Origin of the sequence: Paenibacillus urinalis (genome assembly GCF_028747985.1) — a bacterium.
Lineage (GTDB): Bacteria > Bacillota > Bacilli > Paenibacillales > Paenibacillaceae > Paenibacillus > Paenibacillus urinalis.
On record NZ_CP118108.1, the window covers coordinates 1,206,312 to 1,224,301 of the forward strand.

The window sequence follows — 17,990 nt, forward strand, 5'->3', positions numbered from 1 at the left end:
GTTCCGATAACCAAAAAGAGGAGACATATCAGGGTGTGAATAATAGCATTTTTCCGATGATAAGTTACTTTAGTCATGATCTGCCTCCATAAAATATAGGACAGTTTTGAATGGGTTCAAACTTTTGGAGTGGTCATGATTTTTGGTGTTTATTTCTCCAAGTGAGAAATAAACCGATACAAACAAATACTAGTACTATTTTACGAGCATAAATTACATGTGTCATCGTGTTATGCCTCAGCTATCGCCAGATCATTTATATCTATTCCAGGCTACACGAATATGCTTAAGTGTTTCATTAAACTCTTCCGTGCTGAATGCATGGAAGGTTTTCACATCTACAAACTCATGATTATTAAGTATAAAACGATAGAAGGGAGGTACAGACTGAAACCATTTATTCACCGAACTTTGATGTGACTCGATTTTTTTAATATTTGACCATGGTACTGTTCTTCCATTATTCAATTGAATTTTCTCTTGATCGTAGTTGAGTAGCGGTTTTGTAGAGAATAGTAACCTAATTAAATGAATAAATGGAAGAGCAAAAAACCAAAGCCCTATAACCATGGCAGACAAGTAGAAGATAGTTTCGGCTGGACCCAAATTGTTTCCTGTCAGGGCAAAAGCAAGTACAATACACATAATTATTAGCAAGAAGATTGAAATGGCTTTGTAAAAAACAGTTTTTCGGTTATAACGGATAGACTGCATAAATCCTCCTTAACTTATTTAAATAGGCCGCCTATCCAACCAATCGCCTGTTCTGCAGCGGATGCTACGTTCTTGCGTAATGCCTGCCCCAAAGACAGAATCTGTCCGTTCAGGTTAGAGATCATACTGCTAGTAAGCGTAGAAAATTTCCTGGATTCGTTCAGGAGGGACAACAATTCTTGTCAACTTGGTATACATACCCATTATTTGTAAGGTCAGAAACCCTACACTGGCAACTAAAGTCGGATAAAACATGACTTTTGTATGAGGATTTAGAGTTCATCGGCGGTTTGTATTCCAAGCTGAACGTAGTACTTTAAGTACCTCTGTGTCCTTGTCTTTCAGCAGACTGTAAGTATAAATCCTTTTTTCGGACTTGTCGTTCAGTTCAACAAGAAAGTGAGAGGGTACGGGAAGCAGGAATTTATTCATTTTCCCCTCGATACTCTCAAGCTTCTTGATCTGATGCCAAGGAATGGTCTGATTGTCGTTTAACACAATGCCTTCTTTATTATAGGAAAACAAAATATTGCTGCCGACCGTCCTGACAGCGCTCCAATAAAAATGAGGGCCCATAAACCAAAAAGCTAGGAAAGCGCCAGAAGCATAATAAAATCTAAAGATCATACTATGCCTGCCATTAATGACTTCCCAGGTAAGAAATAAACCGACAATAATGAACACGAAGCAGATCAGAGTGTTACGTATTGCAGTTTTGCGTTCAAAGGTAACAGAAGTCATGATAGTATACTGCCTCCAAAAGGAAGTTGCCCAGCTCGGTTACATTCTTTTTTGCAGAGCTATATGCGACATGCCCTTCGGCATAAAACTCGAATGCACTTCCTAAGCAGGTAGCTTATAGATTAGGTTTTGTTTTTATTTTGATTCCAGGTGGTACGGAGCTCTTTGAGCACAATGCTTTCCCTTGTTCTCAGCAGGTTATGAGTAGTTATTTTGATTTCTCCATGACTTGTAGTAAGCAGGAAGTGAGAAGGGACGGGCAGAATAAATCGACTCATTTTGCCGTCAATGTGCTCAATCTTTTTAATACTGCTCCAGGCTATTTCCTTCCCATTGTTCAACTTGATACCCTCTTCGTTATAAGAGAACAGAGTGGTACTGCTACTAATTGAGTTAAGCAGGTTCCAGTAAAAAAGGGGTCCTATAAACCAGAAACAAAGAAACGCGCCAGATAAATAATAAATACGTATTAGAAAAGTTACATCATCAGTTATAGTTGACCAAATGAGAAATATACCGATACAAAAAAATACTAGTGCTATAAATGTAAAAAGTATAGCGGTTTTACGACGATAGTTAATAAGAGTCATAAGGTGCTTCCTCCAAGGGTCTGGGTTATTCTAATGCTAGAATGAGAGACTCTTTTATCAGATGTTATTCTTTTGATGAAAAAGTGATTTAAGTGATTGGAGTGATGGCTTAGATTATTTAAACAATCCACTCACCCATTTTATTCCTTTTTCTGCTACTCCTGCAGCGATGCCACCTAATGCTGCTCCTGCACTTCCTCCAACGTATGCACCCACAGCTGCACCTACCGGCCCAAATAAAACTCCACCTATTGCTCCAACAGCAACTGCACCTGCTCCAGCTGCAGCGGACTTAATCACGACATTGGAAGCAGATACGGCGATATCCGTACCGGTAAGGGTTCCCGCTTTAATTTTTGAGACGGTTTTAACTCCTTCATCGAAGACATTAAGTCCGACGTTAATCGGAAACAGTCTCTTCCCGATCATCTTGGGAATGGCAGATATTTTCATTCCGTATTGCCCTTTGGGTACACCAGCTACAACGTTACGAGTCCACTGAGAGAAGCTATTCGCTTTACTAAAGCCGAGCCCAAGCTTACCCATCTTTAATGTCCCTGCGAGCTTATCGAAGCCTTTGAGTCCCTTCATGACAAGTCCAGGATTGCGGAACTGTTTATCCATTCGGCGTGCCATGTTTCTAAGAAAAGTATTCGGACCCTTGCCATTGACCCACTTGGCATTATGGACAACTGCCCGGGTAGGATTCTTTGGACTGCGCTTGAATTCAACGGTTTTGGTCAGCACAAGCGTGCTTGCCAAAAGGCTGTACATGCCTGTGCCTGCGAGTGCCAAGTTCCCGCGAATGCCGTTCGCAGTACTCCAAGCATTTTCCCCTTGATTAAATAAGTTCGACAGGGTTTCCTTCGGATTTTGTCCTTGAGAATTACCGTCCGTATGTATTCCGTTGCCTGCCGTCTGATCGGTTTCGGCAAATTTAACAGCAATGGAGCGAAGCTCAGTTCCAATGGAGGCAACAGAAGTGGTGAAGCTCTCCATTTGTCCGCGAGCAACCTGAAATTCTTGAAAGAAGCGTTCTTGCGTAATGCCTGCCCATCTGCTCTGCAAAGACAGAATCTGTCCGTTCAGGTTAGAGATCATACTGCTAGTAAGCGTAGAAGCTTGAGCAAATTGCTGTGATATTTCCTGGATTCGTTCAGGAGGGACAACAATTCTAGTCACCTTGTTCACCTCGTTTGTATAGTGGGTTCTTACTTATATAGAAGCTGTGAAGTTATCAACTTGGTATATATACCCATTAATTGTAAGGTCAGAAACGCTGCATTGGCAACGAAAGTCGGATAAAACAGGACTTTTGTAAGAGACACATCACGGAGAACTGCATCCAAAGTCCAGCTTTTGCATCATGAACCAATAGCCGACTTAGCAGTAAAAACCGCCGGTCGGCTCAATTGGACAGCAGGTCTAACCTGCATCATTATGCGTATGTTCCTTGGAAGTCGTTCCAGATTCCAGGGCATGATCGTATAGTTCTCTATAATAGCCGCCAAGCCGCATAAGCTCTGGATGGCTGCCAGACTCGACAATGGCACCATCCTTCATGACCAGAATACGGTCTGCATGCATCACGGTGGACAGCCGGTGCGCAATGACGATCGTCGTCCTTCCGGCGGAAACCGAATCAAGTGCAGACTGAACCAGCTGCTCGGTATGAGAATCGAGATTCGCTGTTGCTTCATCCAATATGAGAATACGTGGCTTGAAGACAACAATCCTCGCAAAGGATATAAGCTGCCTCTCTCCCGCAGATAGTCCGCTTCCTCGCTCTGACAGATGCGTATCATAGCCCTCCGGCAATCTGGAGATCATCAGATCCGCACCCACATAGCTGCACGCCTCGATAACTTCTTCACGGCTGATCTCCTCACGGAACATCCGTACATTATCAATGATTGAGCCTGAGAACAGGAAGGGCTCCTGTTGAATGAGACCGACCATCCGGTGAAGGCTCTGCTGTGGCAGCCGCCGAATATCGATATCATCGATTAGAATGCTGCCCTCTGTTACATCATAGAAACGGTTCAGCAGAGAGATCACCGTGCTCTTGCCCGCACCGGTCGTTCCTACGACACCAATCATTTCTCCAGGCCGTATCGTAAGATTCAGTTGATGAATGATAGGCTGGTCCGCTGAATAACCAAAGGACACATCGTCAAATGTGATCTTGCCCTTCACTTGATCCGCGTTCAATTTTACGGTATCCACATCCTTCGGATCTGGAATTTCGGGCTCAGTACTGAGAATGCTCCATATTCTTTCCATGGAAACGGTGGTGGACTGGAATGTATTCCATTGCATCGTAATTTGGTTAATCGGCTGAAAAAATTGACGGATATAGCTGATAAAAGCGTACAGCACACCGACCTCGAGAGATTTGCCGAGTACAGCCTGCCCCCCTAGCCAGACCATCAATACAAGAGCGATGTTGCCCAGTATATCAAAGGTCCGGTTAAATATAACGTTGGAGCGGACCTGACGAATATTGGCCGAATAGTAGCTCTCATTCTGTTTATTGAACTGTTTCAGCTGCTCCTTCTCCTGATGGAAAGCCTGAATCAAGAACATCCCCGACAGGTTCTCTGCAATAAAGGCGACAAGTCTGGACAGCCGGGTTCTCGCTTGCTGATAGGTCTCCTTCAAATAATTACGGAACAGGACGGCAACGATCGCAATGACCGGAAGTACAGCCAAAGAGTAAGCGGCAAGGGTAACATCCAGCTGGAACATAAAAAAGATAATCATAATGAGCATCATGCCGTCACGAATCAGACTGAGCAGCACCTGAGTAAAGAACTGGCTGATCGTCTCGGTATCACTGGATACGTTCGTGACCAGACTTCCGCTGTGTCTGCGGTCAAAGAAGGACATGGACATTCTTGTGATGTGTTTGAACAAATCCCTGCGCAGCGATGCGACGATGCTCTGTCCGGTAAATTGGAGCAGATTGTTCTGGATATACGTAAATATGAAGCTGATAATGGATAGAACCAAATAAAGAACAGCGATGTAGATGAGAAAACGAAGCTCTGTGTTTCCGATTGCAAGATGATCATCGATCGCGATCTTAATCAGATACGGCTGTGACAGCTCAGCGGCTATACCGAGCAGCGAACAGAAGAAGATGAGTACAAACTTCATCCGGTGCGGCCGGCCATAGCTTAATATTTCACGAAATGCACTCCGATTCGGTTTAGATCCCATGATTTAACCCCTCCTCCTGAATGCGGGCAAGTGATGCATATTGTCCGCCCAGTGACATGAGCTGCCGATGGCTGCCTTGCTCCACGATCCGTCCTTCCTCCAGAACGACGATGAGATCGGCATGCTTGACCGCGCTGATGCGGTGAGAAATGATGAGTGTGGATTTGTTTTTTCGTTCCTTCTTCAAGCTGTTTAATATTCCGGTTTCGGTTACGGCATCGACAGCACTCATACTATCATCAAGAATCAGCAAGGGTGCCTTCTTCATCAGCCCTCTTGCGAGACTGGTCCGCTGACGTTGTCCTCCAGACAAGGTGACCCCGCGTTCCCCGAGAGGGGTATCGAATCGCTTCGGAAATTGGATGATATTATCAAAGATCATCGCCTGCTTCGCCGGAGCTTCTACTTCAGTCTGGGATGCACTGCGGTCGCTGAAGGCAATATTATCCCGAATCGTCGTGCTGAACAGGAATCCGTCCTGCGGAACATAAGACAATTTGGAACGGAGACTCTCAAGTGTTAATTGCCTGATATCAAGACCGCTGATAAAAACGGTGTTTGCAGGCGGCTCATAGACTCGCAGCAGCAGTTTGACGAGTGTACTCTTGCCGCTGCCTGTTCGGCCCACAATGCCGATGGTTTTGCCAGCGGGAAGGGTAAGATTGATGTTATGCAGGGCATGTTCCTTGCTTCCGGGATATTTGAAGGATAGATTACGAATCGTAATATCCTCCACCTTGCTTAGAGGAACAGCATCCGGCACTTCTCGGACATCCGGAATTTCAGCCAGCAGATTATTGACCCGGTCGAGCGATGCGCTGGACCGCTGCATCATATTGATGACATTCCCAATCTGCTGAAGGGGACCCATAATCATGCGCAGATACAGAGTTAGCGCGACGAAGCTTCCCAGGCTGATCGTATTCTGTATCGTCATGTAACCGCCAATGACAATGGAGATGACCAGAGAGACGGCGCCGAGCAGCGGGAGAAGGGCTTGAAACAAGGAGGACAGCCTTACGAGCCGCAGCTGCTTATCTCGAATAGCATCAACAGAGGCGCCGAAACGGTTCTGCTGGGTCTCCTCTATGGCAAAGGTCTTGGTTACTCGAATCCCGCCCAGCTGTTCTTCAGCCGATTCGGTCATGGATGCTAGTGCTTCCTGGACATGCTTGGATCTCTCGCGGATTCGTGGTCCGAAATAGACAACAAGCACCGGAATGGCAAGCAGTGGACCGACGCTGATCGCAATCAAGGTGAGGGGGATTCCGTCAATCATCATCATGACAACGCAGGACAGGAGCAGAAAGACAGCATTCGTTGTCTGGTTAATTCCATTCGAGATTGCTTCACGTACCGAGGTTACATCATTCATCACATAACTGAGCAGTTTTCCTGTACCTTGCTTGGCAAAATATTTCTCGCTCAGCTCAGAAAATTTGCCGAACAGCTTCTCCCGCGTGACGTACTCAAATCTGCGTCCGAGCCGCATAATCATAAATTGACCCAGGCCAAACAGCGCATTATACGAGATGGCAATGAGGAGCAGCTGCAGGCTGTAATAAATAATTTTTTCCATAGTGAGTGTTTGGAGCTGGAGTTCATCTGTAAAATGACCAACGACACGGGGCAGCAGCGCCTGATCAATATTAGAGATGATAATCAGCAGGATGGCAGCGAGGTAGGAAGGCCAGTGAGAACCGACATAATGGCGAAGCATACTTCGATCTTGCATAAGGCAAGTCATCTCCTTGGCTATTTTTTTAGTAAGACACGGCAAGAAAAGGGCAGATGCTTTTTTTTTATCAAAAAAAGCAAACATGCCCTTCACTTACATAAACGTTCTGTTGGTATTCATAACCCAATCCATTTATGAAATGGATTGGGCCGGTAAACAATATACATTTAATTCTTATGCATAATACCTTCGATGTCAAACCATGAAATATGTAAATATCAGTGGAAATAATTTGAGAGACGGATGGAGAGACTTCAATTTAAGGTTAATTAAGGATATGGAGGGAAGATCCTGAGGGCAAGTGAAACATTTTGGAGCCGGGGCTCGTTTAGAGTGTAAATCGAGATGGAAAATAAAGATTGACTAAAGATGGAGGCTGACTACAAATGAAGCATAGAACGATTAAAATATCTGTAGCTGCAATGAGTATCGCGATGGCACTGGGCGGAGCGTCCGCTTATGCCTTTGATGATGTCAGCTCGAAGGAGCAGCTAAGTCTGTTGGATTCGCTGAGAAGCAAAGGAATTGTGAGTGGGGTGACGAACCAGTTGTTTCATCCAGAGCAGCGGTTAACTGAGGCGCAGGGTATTCAAATGATTGTAAATGCTTATGATCTGAAAGATGAAGCGAATTCCGAAGCGGTACGCTGGTATGATGGAGCTGTGAATGCCGCTATAGCACACGGCCTGTCTGTTCCTGAACAATTTGATGCGAATAACAGCTTGACGAGAGAAGTGTTTGCCCAGCTGCTATATGAAGGACTCAATACGACAGGAACCTATCCTTCGATTCTTCGTTACAACTTCATTGCCGATGGTGACAAGATCAACAAGGAATATGAGAGCTCGATTCAAACCTTGCTGAACATGAATATCGTCAGTTTGAACGATAAGGATGAATTCAGACCGGATGAAGAGCTGACCCGAATGGAGGCAGCAGAAATGGTATTTAACGCACTCGAGGTTGTGGATCGTTATGGAAACGGTGGTGGTTCTGAGGAACAACCAGGTACAGATATTCCAGGGAGCGGCCAGCAGGCTTATGTACCTGAAGTGACTTCCCAAACGGTAGATGAGAAGACGATTAAGGTCAAGCTCAGCTTGGAGCTGCCAAATCCGGGCTATGGACTAGAGATCAAGAAGGTAGAGCTTGGAAAGGATGGTAAAGCGATAATTAAATATCAGATTATCCAGCCAGACCCGGACAAGATGTATCCACAGGTCATTACGGAGCGTACAGCGGAAACCAATATCCCATCCGGATATACGCCGCTCGTAGAGCCTTTTTCATAAAAATGTTCCTGAACATAAAGGAAGCCTCGGAATGTATTCCGGGCTTCTTTTTTGTTAAGATGAATCCATAACATAACTCATAAGAATTATAGATAGCTGGAGGAAAATCATGATTTTACATAAAGGCGAGATTCTCTTTCGTCAGGGAGATACAGGACCGCTGTATCATCTCCATAAAGGCTTGTTAAAAATCGTCCGAATTCAGGAGGATGGGAATGCTTATCTCGTTAATCTCATCGTACCCGGAGAAACCATCCCTCATCATAGCCTAATCAGCCCGGGCCCTTGTTTCGGAACGGCTATTGCTCTAACGACATGTGAGATCGAAGTGATCCCTTCCGCTGCATGGTACCATGCTTTGTCGGAGCAGCCCGCGAAGTATCGGGATATCGCACTTCTGCTGCAAAATAAGGTTCGAATGATGCAGGAGAGAATGGATCAAATGACAGAGACTAATCCCGCAGAACGACTTCGCCGTCTTCAGGAATGGATGGAAGGTTACCTCGCTCCAGAGAAAATGACCGATGTGCTCACCCAATCCGAAATCGGACAGCTGATTGGTCTCCGAAGAGAGACAGTTAACCGCTTGCTGAGAGCAGGTACATCGGAAGAGCAGGAGCCTGACTTATAGCTGCTCCTTGGGTCCAAAAAATTCGTAATGCAGGTCATGCTCCTGTACGCCCCAGTCCAGCAGCATACTCCGAAGGCTCTTCATGAACAAGGTCGGTCCGCAGAAGTAAAAATGAGCATCTGTCGTCTGAACGACCTCTGCAAGCCAGTCTTGATCCACTCTCCCCGTTCTGTCATAGCCCTCATCTTCGGATTGAGGATCACTGTAGCAGAAGTAAGCAGACAGGCGGTCATGCTCCTGTTCCAAATGCCGGATCTGTGGTCCCAAGGCTTGGACCTTCATGTGCTGAGCTGCATGAATGAACGTAATGTCACGCTCTGCGCCGCTGGCCAGTTCAGCCTGAAGCATGCTGATGAGGGGAGTGATGCCGATGCCTCCTCCGATGAGCACAAGCGGACGATCATCCTGGATCTCAAGCTTGAAGTCTCCTGCAGGTGCTGACAGCCATAGGGTGTCGCCTGCATGAATCTGATCATGGAGATAGCTGGATACTCTGCCTGCAGGTGAATCCGCTCTGGCTGATTCTTTCTTGACACTGATTCGGTAATGCGGCAGACCGGGAGCGTCCGACAAGCTGTACTGACGAATTTGGGTATATGAATCACCTGGAATTTCAACTTTTACACTAATGTATTGCCCAGGTTCGAACGGAGCGAGCGGCGATTGATCTGCAGGCCGTAAGTAGAATGAACGGATGATGTCACTTTCGTCCACGGTTTTAATGACCTCAAATGCACGGAAGCCTTCCCAGCCTCCAGGCTGATCGGAAGCCTCCTCATACATTTTGGCCTCCATTTGGATAAATACATTGGCAATGACCTGATAAGCATTACCCCATGCCTCAATAATCTCATCTGTAGCGGCTTCACCTAGTACATCCTTGATGGCCAACAGCAAATATTTGCCTACAATCGGATAATGCTCAGGCTTTACCCCGAGACTGCGATGCTTATGGGCGACTTGGGTAACAGCCGGCAGTACAGTTTCAAGTCGATCAATATATTTGGCAGCAGCGTATACCATCGCGGCTAGTGCTGCTTGCTGCTTGCCTTGGCTCTGATTGGCATGATTGAATATATGGAGCAGCTCGGGATGATGTTCAAACAACAGCTCATAGAACCGCCGTGTAATCTCATTGCCGTGCACTTCGAGCACAGGAACCGTGGATTGAATGATTTTGATATCTTGAGTACTTAACATAAATAAAGCCCCCTCTGTTGAATTAGTTCAAGTATAGAAGAGACATAAGGGACGAATTGTGATTTGGATCACACCTAATGTGAACAGGAAATGAAGAATAGAAATGCATCCTTTTCCCATTCTAACTCGTATACTTGTTGTGAAATTCAAGAGGAATGAATAGAAGGAGAACGACATCTTAATGAATATGGAACATGCGGATGAACTTAGGAGCCAACTGGCTGACATAGAGAAATGGGAGAACGAGCAGAAGGATATCTTTTTTTGGGAAAAGCTTGGCCGGCTGCCCTTTGTGATGCTGGATAAGCTGACGCCAAAGATTATTCGTGACAAGCTGGGAGATGTCCTGAATGAAATGGGTGCTTTTATTCAGAATGGCGGTAAATTTCTGGTTAACCCCAAAACGGTGCTTCGCCGGATTGATAACATACTGCAAGGTGAAGCTCAGGAAGGCTCAACTAAGAAAGAAGTTAAGAAAGGCAGTGTGAAGACGCTGTTCAAACAGCTGGGCACAGCCGCTTCAAGCGTCACTGCAAGTGTAACAGGCAAAGGCCAGAAGCAGGAGAATGCTGACCATGACGAGGCCTCTGCCATTTCACTTGAACAGGTATCACACCTGCCTGTCTTGGTAATGGACCAGGTAGCGGATGACATCATCTCAGAGCGCGTGAAATTTGCAGCGGCAAGTGGTGCGGCTACCGGGGTCGGCGGATTTATTACGATGGCTGCAGACATGACGCTGGTTCTTGGCAATTCACTCAAGACGCTCCAAGAGATCGCCATCTGTTATGGCTATGATCCGAATGATCCCATGGAACGGGTATTTGTACTCAAATGTCTTCAGTTCTCTTCCGCCGACATCGTCGGAAAGAAGGCGATCCTAACCGAACTCGCTACCTTCGATGAAGAGCATACGAATGCTGAGGTCATATCCCAGATCCAGGGCTGGCGCGAAGTGGTCAATACGTATCGGGACAGTCTTGGCTGGAAGCAGCTGTTTCAGATGATTCCCATTGCAGGGATTATATTCGGGTCCATCAGCAACAAAGGAACGCTGTCCGATGTGTCTGAAGCAGGGAAAATGCTGTATAAGAAGCGCCGCTTGCTCAAACGATTGGCAGAGCTGGAATAGAGACTTACTCTCAGTCATACAGCAACCCCGCATGGTCATGTGGATAACGGCATGGGAACCACAGCAGGATACGAATCAATCCTATCGCTCGATGCTTAATTTTTCTGTAACGTCAGGCGAGCTTGGCTCCAAGCTTGTAGATTTTACTCAGCCACTGCTGCCTCTTAACGTCTGTCGAGGTTTTAACTGGACCGATTTCGGTAATTTTACGTGTCTTGATTCCGCAGTAACCGAATATACCTTGTGTGACCACTCGGTGTCCTGCCCTTCCATATATGAGCCGATAATACAAGGATGGAGTATCCATCGTGACAATCAGATGAGCGGTCTTGCCGGTCAGAAGCTTATCCCAGAGCAGACTGTTCGGACGCTGCAGATAGGCATAGTGGGGAAGGAGAATCCGGTCAAAGAAGCCTTTGAGAAGCGCCGGCATGCTGCCCCACCATAGGGGATAGATCAGGACAATGTGATCCGATTGTTTGATAATCTCCTGGGCATACAGCAGGTCCGGCTCCAGCTCGGTGCGTTGTCTGTATCCGTATTTGAGGTTGGGGTTGAAGCTCAGCTTGCCGAGCTCAAGTAAGTGAACGGTCGCTCCTTGCTCTCTGGCTCCCTTCATATAAGCTTGAGCGAGTGCGCTGCAGTAGCTGTCAAGATCAGGATGTCCCAGTATAATTGTTATTACGGGTAGTTGAGATTTACTCATATCATTCAATCCTCCTAATGGATGCGTGAGAAATGTTCTTCGTTACTCATCATATAGGAAGTTTGAATTTATACTTATGATCTATCACGCAGAATTCATGTTCTGTTCTGCTTATTTAAGGGAGGTGGCGGAAATCGTCGAATACGGCATATCCATTACGATGCTATATACCATGATCAAGACCGTTTCTTTATCCGGTTATGATGTGGATACCTTTTGCCGTGACAATGGTCTGGACCCCAGATTGCTGCAGGATCCGGAAGCCCGCATTGGTGCAGAGCAGCATGTGAAGCTGGCTTGTGCGGCGGCAGAGCTTCTGGAGGATGCGTATTTTGGACTTCACCAGGGTTCTCAGATGGAGATGGCGGATCTTGGAGTGCTGGGGTATACGATGGTGCATTCAGGGACCATTGAGGAATGTATTCACGCCTATCAAAGATATTATGCAACGGTCTGCAGCGGCTATGATATACGGCTCTCTAGGCAGGGTTCAGAGACGGTGCTGACTTTATCGCTTGAAGAGCTGTCCTATCCGCCATCTAGACATTGTGTAGACGATATGGTGAGCTCGCTTGTTCATATCATGACCCGGCTTAGCGGCAGAACCATCAAGTTCAGCAGGATAACCCTTATGCATCCGGCACCGGACAGCGGAGATGAATACAGGGAAGTGCTGGGTGTACAGCCAGAGTTTAATAAGGAGCACACGAGTCTGTATTTTCCTCAGGAAGTACTGGAGTATCCGGTGATTTATGCTGATGCCAGGCTCGCCGGATGGTTTGAAGAGAGGACCTCGGATGTACTCCTTAAGCTGAAGGCTGGTCGTCACTTTACGGATGAGCTCACAAGGTGGATGATGGAGCAGCTCAAGGTCAGGCTCCCGGGCATATCGGATGCTGCGGCACATTTTCATATGAGCACGAGAACGCTTCAGGCTAGGCTTCAGCAGGAGAATACGACTTATAGAAGGCTGCTCAATGATATTCGCAAGGAGCTGGCGCTTAGATATCTTAAGGAGCCGGAGCAATCCATTGCGGACATTGCTTTTTTGCTTCATTTTTCGGAGGACAGTGCGTTTCAGCATGCTTTTAAAAAGTGGACAGGACTCGCTCCGGGACAATATCGCACAATTGATGCGAAATGAATTTTTTTCGTGCAACCTTTGCGATCCATTAGCGTTATAGGTTTAACGTTAGTAATATCACTTCTTAAGCGAAGGGAGTGCAGAGGTGAAGAATGCTAGGCGAAGGGCTGGACATCGTCTCTTTTATACTTTGATTGGACTGGTGATTGTGTTTTTTATGATGACGGCAGGTATCCCTGCTCCATTCATTATCATAGGTATTATATTTATCATTGTGCAATTGCTTATATCACTAATAGTAAAGAAGCGGCCTCTCGACGATAGCAAGAGGAATAGCAGCGATAAGTAACAAAGGCGAAATAACAGAGCGGGAATATCATAAACAGAGGGAATGGCATAAGCCATTTTCTATTACAGCATGGTTGCGGCCCGCAGAATTAAAAGCGCCCGGGATGATTCCCGAGCGCTCTGCTACGTTACATATACAATTCTAGTATTTCCTTAGGAGGCGGGATGATCCGTCCAGGAGGCGAGACGTTTATCGGTTGGCAATAGGAAGGTGAGAATACCCAGCAGCGGCATGAAGCTGCAGACGAACATCACCGTGTGAATTCCTGCTGCGTCGATCCAGTTGCCAAGTACCAGTGAGCCAAGTCCACCGAGTCCAAAGGCAAGACCTGTGATCATGCCGGATACGGTACCGATCTTGCCGGGTACGAGCATTTGGGCATAGACGACGGTTACGGAGAAGCTGGACAGCATGATAAATCCGATGATCGTCAGCAGTACCCCTGTCCAGAACAGATTCGCATAGGGCAGAATCAGTGCAAGCGGAGAGGCCAGCGCCATAGACGCCAGAATGACATTACGCTTACCGAAACGGTCAGCCAGCGGACCGCCCAGGAAGGTACCCACTGCACCTGCTCCCAGGAACAAGAAAATAAAAATCTGTGCATCTTCCGTCGAAAGCGTAAAGGCATCCTTCAGGAAGAAGGCATAGTAGCTGCCGATCGATGAGATATACCAAGACCGTACAAATACGAGCAGAACCAGGACGACAAAGGCGTACATAATCTTGTTCTTCACTGCTGGATTTATGACACCGGCATTGGCCTTTTTCTTGGCGTAGCCTGCACTTCGAAGGGTTCTTCCGTACCATCTTGCGATGTAGATCTGAACGGCGATACCGACCGCCGCCAGAGCGGCGAAGCCAAGTGAGCCCATGAGACCAAAAGGAATGAACACCCAGCGGGTTAGAAGCGGTGCCAGTGACTGGCCCGCGTTACCTCCAACCTGAAAGATGGATTGTGCCAAACCGCGGCGATTGCCTGCCGCCATATGGGATACTTTGGAGCCCTCGGGATGGAAGGCGGCCGAGCCTAATCCGACCATAATTACCGCAAGCAGAATCGCCAGATAACTATTGGCAAAGGCGAGGAAGATCATGCCTGAGCAGGTAAAAGCCATACCGATCGGAAGCAGCGCCGGCGTTGGCCGTTTATCGGAGAAATAACCTACGACCGGCTGCATGATCGAAGCGGTGATATTCAGGGCGAATGCGATCCACCCCATCTGGCTGTAGCTGATCCCCATGTTGTCCTGCAGCACTGGAAAGATCGCGGGAATGACGGATTGCACCGAATCATTGAGCAGATGCACAAGACCAATGGCAATCAGAATAGGGAAAATGGTAGTCTGCGGATCACTGCCCGGACGCGGCAGCAGCCGGGCGCCAGAACCGCCGGCTTTAGTTAATGAATTGAGTGACATGTGATGGTCTCCTTTGAGGTACAGGGAAGACAGGATGAGGTGTAATGGACGCCAACCATCCCCTGCATAGTTAAATGAACAACCGTAAGCATCTAAGATCCTCTCATCATATGGCAAAAATTACGTAACCTGCAATGCCCGAATAACGGTAAATAGCAAAAGGAGCCGCTTCACTGCAAAGTGAAACGGCTCCATACACCGGTTAGCTTGGAATCTCGATTAACGGTTATCGATTTTCTCCGGGTACATATCGTGCTGGAACAAGCGCTGCGTAGCCAGCTCCTCATACTTGGTTCCCGGACGACCATAGTTACAGTATGGATCGATGGAAATTCCGCCTCTTGGCGTAAATTTACCCCATACCTCAATGTAACGCGGGTCCATTAGCTTGATGAGATCGTTCATGATAATGTTGACTACGTCCTCATGGAAATCTCCATGATTGCGGAAGCTGAACAGATACAGCTTCAGCGATTTGCTCTCGACCATTTTAATGTCTGGAATGTAGCTGATATAGATGGTCGCAAAGTCCGGCTGTCCGGTAATCGGGCACAGGCTTGTGAACTCCGGGCTGTTGAATTTCACGAAGTAGTCTCGGTAAGGATGCTTGTTATCGAAGGTCTCCAGGATGTCAGGGTCATATTCGAAATTGTATTTTGTTCCTTGGTTGCCAAGCAGGGTAATATCCTGCAGTTCATCGGATTGGCGTCCGGCCATTGTCATCATTCTCCTTGGGTGCGGAACAATTTATCGAGGAAAAGCGTTCGGTTTTTGGCTGAATCACTCCGGTTGACTGCGTCAAAAGTCGTTCTTCATCCAAAAACCTCACTGCATATACTGAAAATTGCTCCGCATTTATTATTGTGTGCTAGTGGGCACTGCTCGCCGATATTAGGCTCGCTGGCCCGATGTAGAAGCGTTCGGTCAATGGTGAATCACTCCGGTTGACTGCGTCAAAAGTCGTACTTCATCCAAAACCTCACTGCTGTAATAGGTGACGCTAAACTCCACGCTTATTACCCCACACTAGCGTGTGCAGCTGTGGAAGCACCCTCACCTCATTCATATCAGGCAGCTCCATCGTTCGGTCGATCAGCCACTCATATCGATGCAGCAGGGAAGAGGCGTGGTTCTCTACATCACCTGTGGTCACATCCGGGTTACCTGTTTGCAAGTACATGGATACTTCCGGATAGCGCTTATGCACTTCACGTGCATACTCCAGATCCTGTTCATCAAATATGACGACTTTCAGGCTGTAAGCTTTGTCACTCGTACGGTTTGCAAGCCGCTGAACGATCTCATCAAGCTTCTGCCAATCGGTTGTCATTCCTGAGCTTGGCGGCTTCGGAGATAATGTGACTTCACTGATATCCATCAGCCAGTCCTGCCACTTGGAGCCTTGAGTCTCGACAGCTGTTCGAATGCCTCTAGCTTGCAGCAGCTTCACGAGCTCTCCCATCTGAGGCAGTAAGGCCGGATTCCCTCCGGAGATCGTCACGTGGGAGAAACGGTTACCGCCAATGGTGGTCAGCTCACTCCAGATGTCCTCGCTGCTCAGCAGACGAATCTGATCCTTGGCACTGCCATCCCAGGTAAACGCCGAATCACACCATGAGCAGCGGTAATCACAACCGGCGGTTCTGACGAACATCGTTTTCTGCCCGATGACCATCCCTTCTCCTTGAACGGTAGGGCCAAAGATTTCGAGTACAGGGATCGGACGATGAGCCGGAGCTGTCCGCTCGGCCGAAGCTGATGATAAATCTGTGCTACTCATCAAGCATCCACTCCCGTCTGACTTCCGCATAGCTGGTCGGTGTCTCGAATAATCTCACAAATTCGGTCCGTCCACCTTCGATTTGTGTTTTGTACGGCTCACTCTGAAGCGCAGCTTCCATTTGTTCATAGATCCAGACCACCATATTTTCCGCCGTTGTATTCATGGCCGGCAGTGTTTCGTTCAAATATTGATGATCGAGATAGCCTTCAATTTGTGTCTTCCAAATTTCTTTGACATCTCCAAAGTCCACGGTGATTCCCGTCTCTCCAGGAATACCGCTGATACCGAAGACGACTTTATAGGTATGGCCATGCAGGTTCTTGCATTTTCCCTCATAGCAGTGCAGATGATGCGCCGCGTCAAAGGTAAACTCCTTGCTGACAAGGACCCGCTTCCGGTGATAGCGGAGCTGCTCTTGCTGAATGTCCTCACCTATACGCTGCAGCCGTTCTACAATCCGAAATGTGCCGGGTTCTGGTCTCATCACTTTGCACCGCCTCGTTCAGTCAAATATTCATCAAGTCCTGCTTGGCGCAGCTTGCAGGCAGGACATTCTCCGCAGCCGCTACCTATAACGCCGTTGTAGCAGGTCAATGTACGCTCGCGTACATAATCAAATGCACCCAGCTCATCCGATAGCGCCCATGTTTCGGCTTTGTTCAGCCACATGAGCGGCGTATGAATGACAAACTCATAGTCCATCGCCAGATTGAGCGTGACGTTCAGCGATTTGACGAACACATCACGGCAATCCGGATAGCCGCTGAAATCCGTTTCGCATACGCCTGTAATTATATGACGTGCGCCTTTTTGCTTCGCCATTACTGCCGCGAAGCTCAGGAAGAGATGATTTCGGCCGTCTACAAAAGTACTCGGCAGCTGTCCCTCTTCCTGTGTAATCTCAATGTCACTGCGTGTAAGTGCATTCGGCGAGAGCTGGTTCAACAGGCTCATATCAAGCACGGTTTGCTCTACATCAAGATCGCGGGCGATCTCGGCAGCTACCTCGATCTCCAGCTTGTGCCGCTGTCCGTAGTCAAAGGTAACGACCTCCACTTCAGCAAAATGCTTCTTCGCCCAGAACAGGCAGGTCGTGCTATCTTGACCGCCGCTGAATACGACGATTGCTTTTTCATTTTTAAACATAAAAAAACCTCTCCATCTTCTAGAATTTGCGTGCCGTAAATACAGTACGCTTCAAAGGAAGAAAAGAGAGGTTCCCTAACTCGTTCAACAAAAAACAGGCCTCTGCTCTATGGGCAGGGCTCATATATAGATTGACGTTTCAAGATGACAGGCATAAGAAAAAAACAATCCAGGGTAGCTCTAACCAAGCTGTATTACAGCAATCAGTCAGGTTACAGGCCCAGACAGTAAATTTAAAGTT

Annotated in this window: 17 protein-coding genes; 4 read left to right on the top strand and 13 right to left on the bottom strand. The window is 47.3% G+C overall.

Features of this window, described 5'->3' with window-relative positions; translation table 11 throughout:
• Nucleotides 1-252 precede the first annotated feature (252 nt).
• From PUW25_RS05335 to PUW25_RS05360, 6 genes are all read right to left on the bottom strand, one after another.
• Nucleotides 253-714, bottom strand: a complete 462-nt coding sequence (locus PUW25_RS05335) for a hypothetical protein (protein ID WP_274338207.1) — start codon at nucleotides 712-714, stop codon at nucleotides 253-255.
• 279 nt (nucleotides 715-993) lie between these two features.
• On the bottom strand, nucleotides 994-1,455 hold the full coding sequence (locus PUW25_RS05340) for a DUF5381 family protein (protein ID WP_274338208.1): 462 nt from the start codon (nucleotides 1,453-1,455) through the stop codon (nucleotides 994-996).
• 122 nt (nucleotides 1,456-1,577) lie between these two features.
• On the bottom strand, nucleotides 1,578-1,796 hold the full coding sequence (locus tag PUW25_RS05345) for a hypothetical protein (RefSeq protein WP_274338209.1): 219 nt from the start codon (nucleotides 1,794-1,796) through the stop codon (nucleotides 1,578-1,580).
• 363 nt (nucleotides 1,797-2,159) lie between these two features.
• Nucleotides 2,160-3,227, bottom strand: coding sequence for a WXG100 family type VII secretion target (locus PUW25_RS05350; protein ID WP_274338210.1), 1,068 nt, complete (start codon nucleotides 3,225-3,227; stop codon nucleotides 2,160-2,162).
• A 243-nt stretch (nucleotides 3,228-3,470) separates the two neighbouring features.
• On the bottom strand, nucleotides 3,471-5,267 hold the full coding sequence (locus tag PUW25_RS05355; protein WP_274338539.1) for an ABC transporter ATP-binding protein: 1,797 nt from the start codon (nucleotides 5,265-5,267) through the stop codon (nucleotides 3,471-3,473).
• On the bottom strand, nucleotides 5,257-7,002 hold the full coding sequence (locus PUW25_RS05360; protein WP_274338540.1) for an ABC transporter ATP-binding protein: 1,746 nt from the start codon (nucleotides 7,000-7,002) through the stop codon (nucleotides 5,257-5,259). Before PUW25_RS05360 ends, PUW25_RS05355 begins: the two co-directional genes overlap by 11 nt.
• Nucleotides 7,003-7,391: 389 nt before the next feature.
• Between PUW25_RS05360 and PUW25_RS05365 the strand changes: the two genes are divergently transcribed.
• Both PUW25_RS05365 and PUW25_RS05370 read left to right on the top strand, forming a co-directional pair.
• Complete coding sequence (locus tag PUW25_RS05365; RefSeq protein WP_274338541.1) at nucleotides 7,392-8,297, top strand: S-layer homology domain-containing protein; 906 nt, start codon at nucleotides 7,392-7,394, stop codon at nucleotides 8,295-8,297.
• 109 nt (nucleotides 8,298-8,406) lie between these two features.
• The gene (locus tag PUW25_RS05370; RefSeq protein ID WP_274338542.1) at nucleotides 8,407-8,928 is read left to right on the top strand and encodes a Crp/Fnr family transcriptional regulator; all 522 of its coding nucleotides are present in this window, start codon (nucleotides 8,407-8,409) and stop codon (nucleotides 8,926-8,928) included.
• On the opposite strand, the gene hmpA is transcribed toward PUW25_RS05370, so the two are convergent.
• Complete coding sequence (gene hmpA, locus PUW25_RS05375) at nucleotides 8,923-10,128, bottom strand: NO-inducible flavohemoprotein (protein WP_274338543.1); 1,206 nt, start codon at nucleotides 10,126-10,128, stop codon at nucleotides 8,923-8,925. The genes PUW25_RS05370 and hmpA overlap by 6 nt on opposite strands.
• 181 nt (nucleotides 10,129-10,309) lie before the next feature.
• On the opposite strand from hmpA, the gene PUW25_RS05380 reads away from it, so the two are divergent.
• On the top strand, nucleotides 10,310-11,260 hold the full coding sequence (locus PUW25_RS05380; protein WP_420800547.1) for an EcsC family protein: 951 nt from the start codon (nucleotides 10,310-10,312) through the stop codon (nucleotides 11,258-11,260).
• A gap of 112 nt (nucleotides 11,261-11,372) precedes the next feature.
• Here the strand turns inward: PUW25_RS05380 and PUW25_RS05385 are convergent, their stop codons facing one another.
• Complete coding sequence (locus PUW25_RS05385; protein WP_274338544.1) at nucleotides 11,373-11,966, bottom strand: NAD(P)H-dependent oxidoreductase; 594 nt, start codon at nucleotides 11,964-11,966, stop codon at nucleotides 11,373-11,375.
• 124 nt (nucleotides 11,967-12,090) lie between these two features.
• On the opposite strand from PUW25_RS05385, the gene PUW25_RS05390 reads away from it, so the two are divergent.
• Complete coding sequence (locus PUW25_RS05390) at nucleotides 12,091-13,110, top strand: AraC family transcriptional regulator (protein WP_274338545.1); 1,020 nt, start codon at nucleotides 12,091-12,093, stop codon at nucleotides 13,108-13,110.
• 441 nt (nucleotides 13,111-13,551) lie between these two features.
• Here PUW25_RS05390 and PUW25_RS05395 read toward each other — a convergent pair whose 3' ends face one another.
• The 5 genes from PUW25_RS05395 to queC form a co-directional block, all read right to left on the bottom strand.
• Nucleotides 13,552-14,820: an MFS transporter gene (locus PUW25_RS05395; RefSeq protein ID WP_274338546.1), complete on the bottom strand. Its 1,269-nt coding sequence runs from the start codon at nucleotides 14,818-14,820 to the stop codon at nucleotides 13,552-13,554.
• A 219-nt stretch (nucleotides 14,821-15,039) separates the two neighbouring features.
• Nucleotides 15,040-15,537, bottom strand: a complete 498-nt coding sequence (queF, locus tag PUW25_RS05400) for a preQ(1) synthase (protein ID WP_090726156.1) — start codon at nucleotides 15,535-15,537, stop codon at nucleotides 15,040-15,042.
• A 283-nt stretch (nucleotides 15,538-15,820) separates the two neighbouring features.
• Entirely contained in the window at nucleotides 15,821-16,600 is a 780-nt protein-coding gene (gene queE / locus PUW25_RS05405; RefSeq protein ID WP_274338220.1) for a 7-carboxy-7-deazaguanine synthase QueE, read from the bottom strand.
• The gene (queD, locus tag PUW25_RS05410) at nucleotides 16,593-17,087 is read right to left on the bottom strand and encodes a 6-carboxytetrahydropterin synthase QueD (RefSeq protein WP_047912229.1); all 495 of its coding nucleotides are present in this window, start codon (nucleotides 17,085-17,087) and stop codon (nucleotides 16,593-16,595) included. The genes queE and queD overlap by 8 nt, the downstream gene beginning before the upstream one ends.
• Nucleotides 17,087-17,749, bottom strand: coding sequence for a 7-cyano-7-deazaguanine synthase QueC (gene queC, locus PUW25_RS05415; RefSeq protein WP_274338221.1), 663 nt, complete (start codon nucleotides 17,747-17,749; stop codon nucleotides 17,087-17,089). The genes queD and queC overlap by 1 nt, the downstream gene beginning before the upstream one ends.
• Between the last annotated feature and the right edge of the window lie 241 nt (nucleotides 17,750-17,990).

Coding starts and splice junctions, on each gene's coding strand:
- PUW25_RS05335 (WP_274338207.1), bottom strand. CDS start 714: ATGCAGTCTATCCGTTATAACCGAAAAACTGTTTTTTACAAAGCCATT.
- queC (WP_274338221.1), bottom strand. CDS start 17,749: ATGTTTAAAAATGAAAAAGCAATCGTCGTATTCAGCGGCGGTCAAGAT.
- queD (WP_047912229.1), bottom strand. CDS start 17,087: ATGAGACCAGAACCCGGCACATTTCGGATTGTAGAACGGCTGCAGCGT.
- PUW25_RS05360 (WP_274338540.1), bottom strand. CDS start 7,002: ATGCAAGATCGAAGTATGCTTCGCCATTATGTCGGTTCTCACTGGCCT.
- PUW25_RS05370 (WP_274338542.1), top strand. CDS start 8,407: ATGATTTTACATAAAGGCGAGATTCTCTTTCGTCAGGGAGATACAGGA.
- PUW25_RS05395 (WP_274338546.1), bottom strand. CDS start 14,820: ATGTCACTCAATTCATTAACTAAAGCCGGCGGTTCTGGCGCCCGGCTG.
- queE (WP_274338220.1), bottom strand. CDS start 16,600: ATGAGTAGCACAGATTTATCATCAGCTTCGGCCGAGCGGACAGCTCCG.
- PUW25_RS05380 (WP_420800547.1), top strand. CDS start 10,310: ATGAATATGGAACATGCGGATGAACTTAGGAGCCAACTGGCTGACATA.
- hmpA (WP_274338543.1), bottom strand. CDS start 10,128: ATGTTAAGTACTCAAGATATCAAAATCATTCAATCCACGGTTCCTGTG.
- PUW25_RS05340 (WP_274338208.1), bottom strand. CDS start 1,455: ATGACTTCTGTTACCTTTGAACGCAAAACTGCAATACGTAACACTCTG.
- PUW25_RS05355 (WP_274338539.1), bottom strand. CDS start 5,267: ATGGGATCTAAACCGAATCGGAGTGCATTTCGTGAAATATTAAGCTAT.
- PUW25_RS05385 (WP_274338544.1), bottom strand. CDS start 11,966: ATGAGTAAATCTCAACTACCCGTAATAACAATTATACTGGGACATCCT.
- PUW25_RS05365 (WP_274338541.1), top strand. CDS start 7,392: ATGAAGCATAGAACGATTAAAATATCTGTAGCTGCAATGAGTATCGCG.
- queF (WP_090726156.1), bottom strand. CDS start 15,537: ATGGCCGGACGCCAATCCGATGAACTGCAGGATATTACCCTGCTTGGC.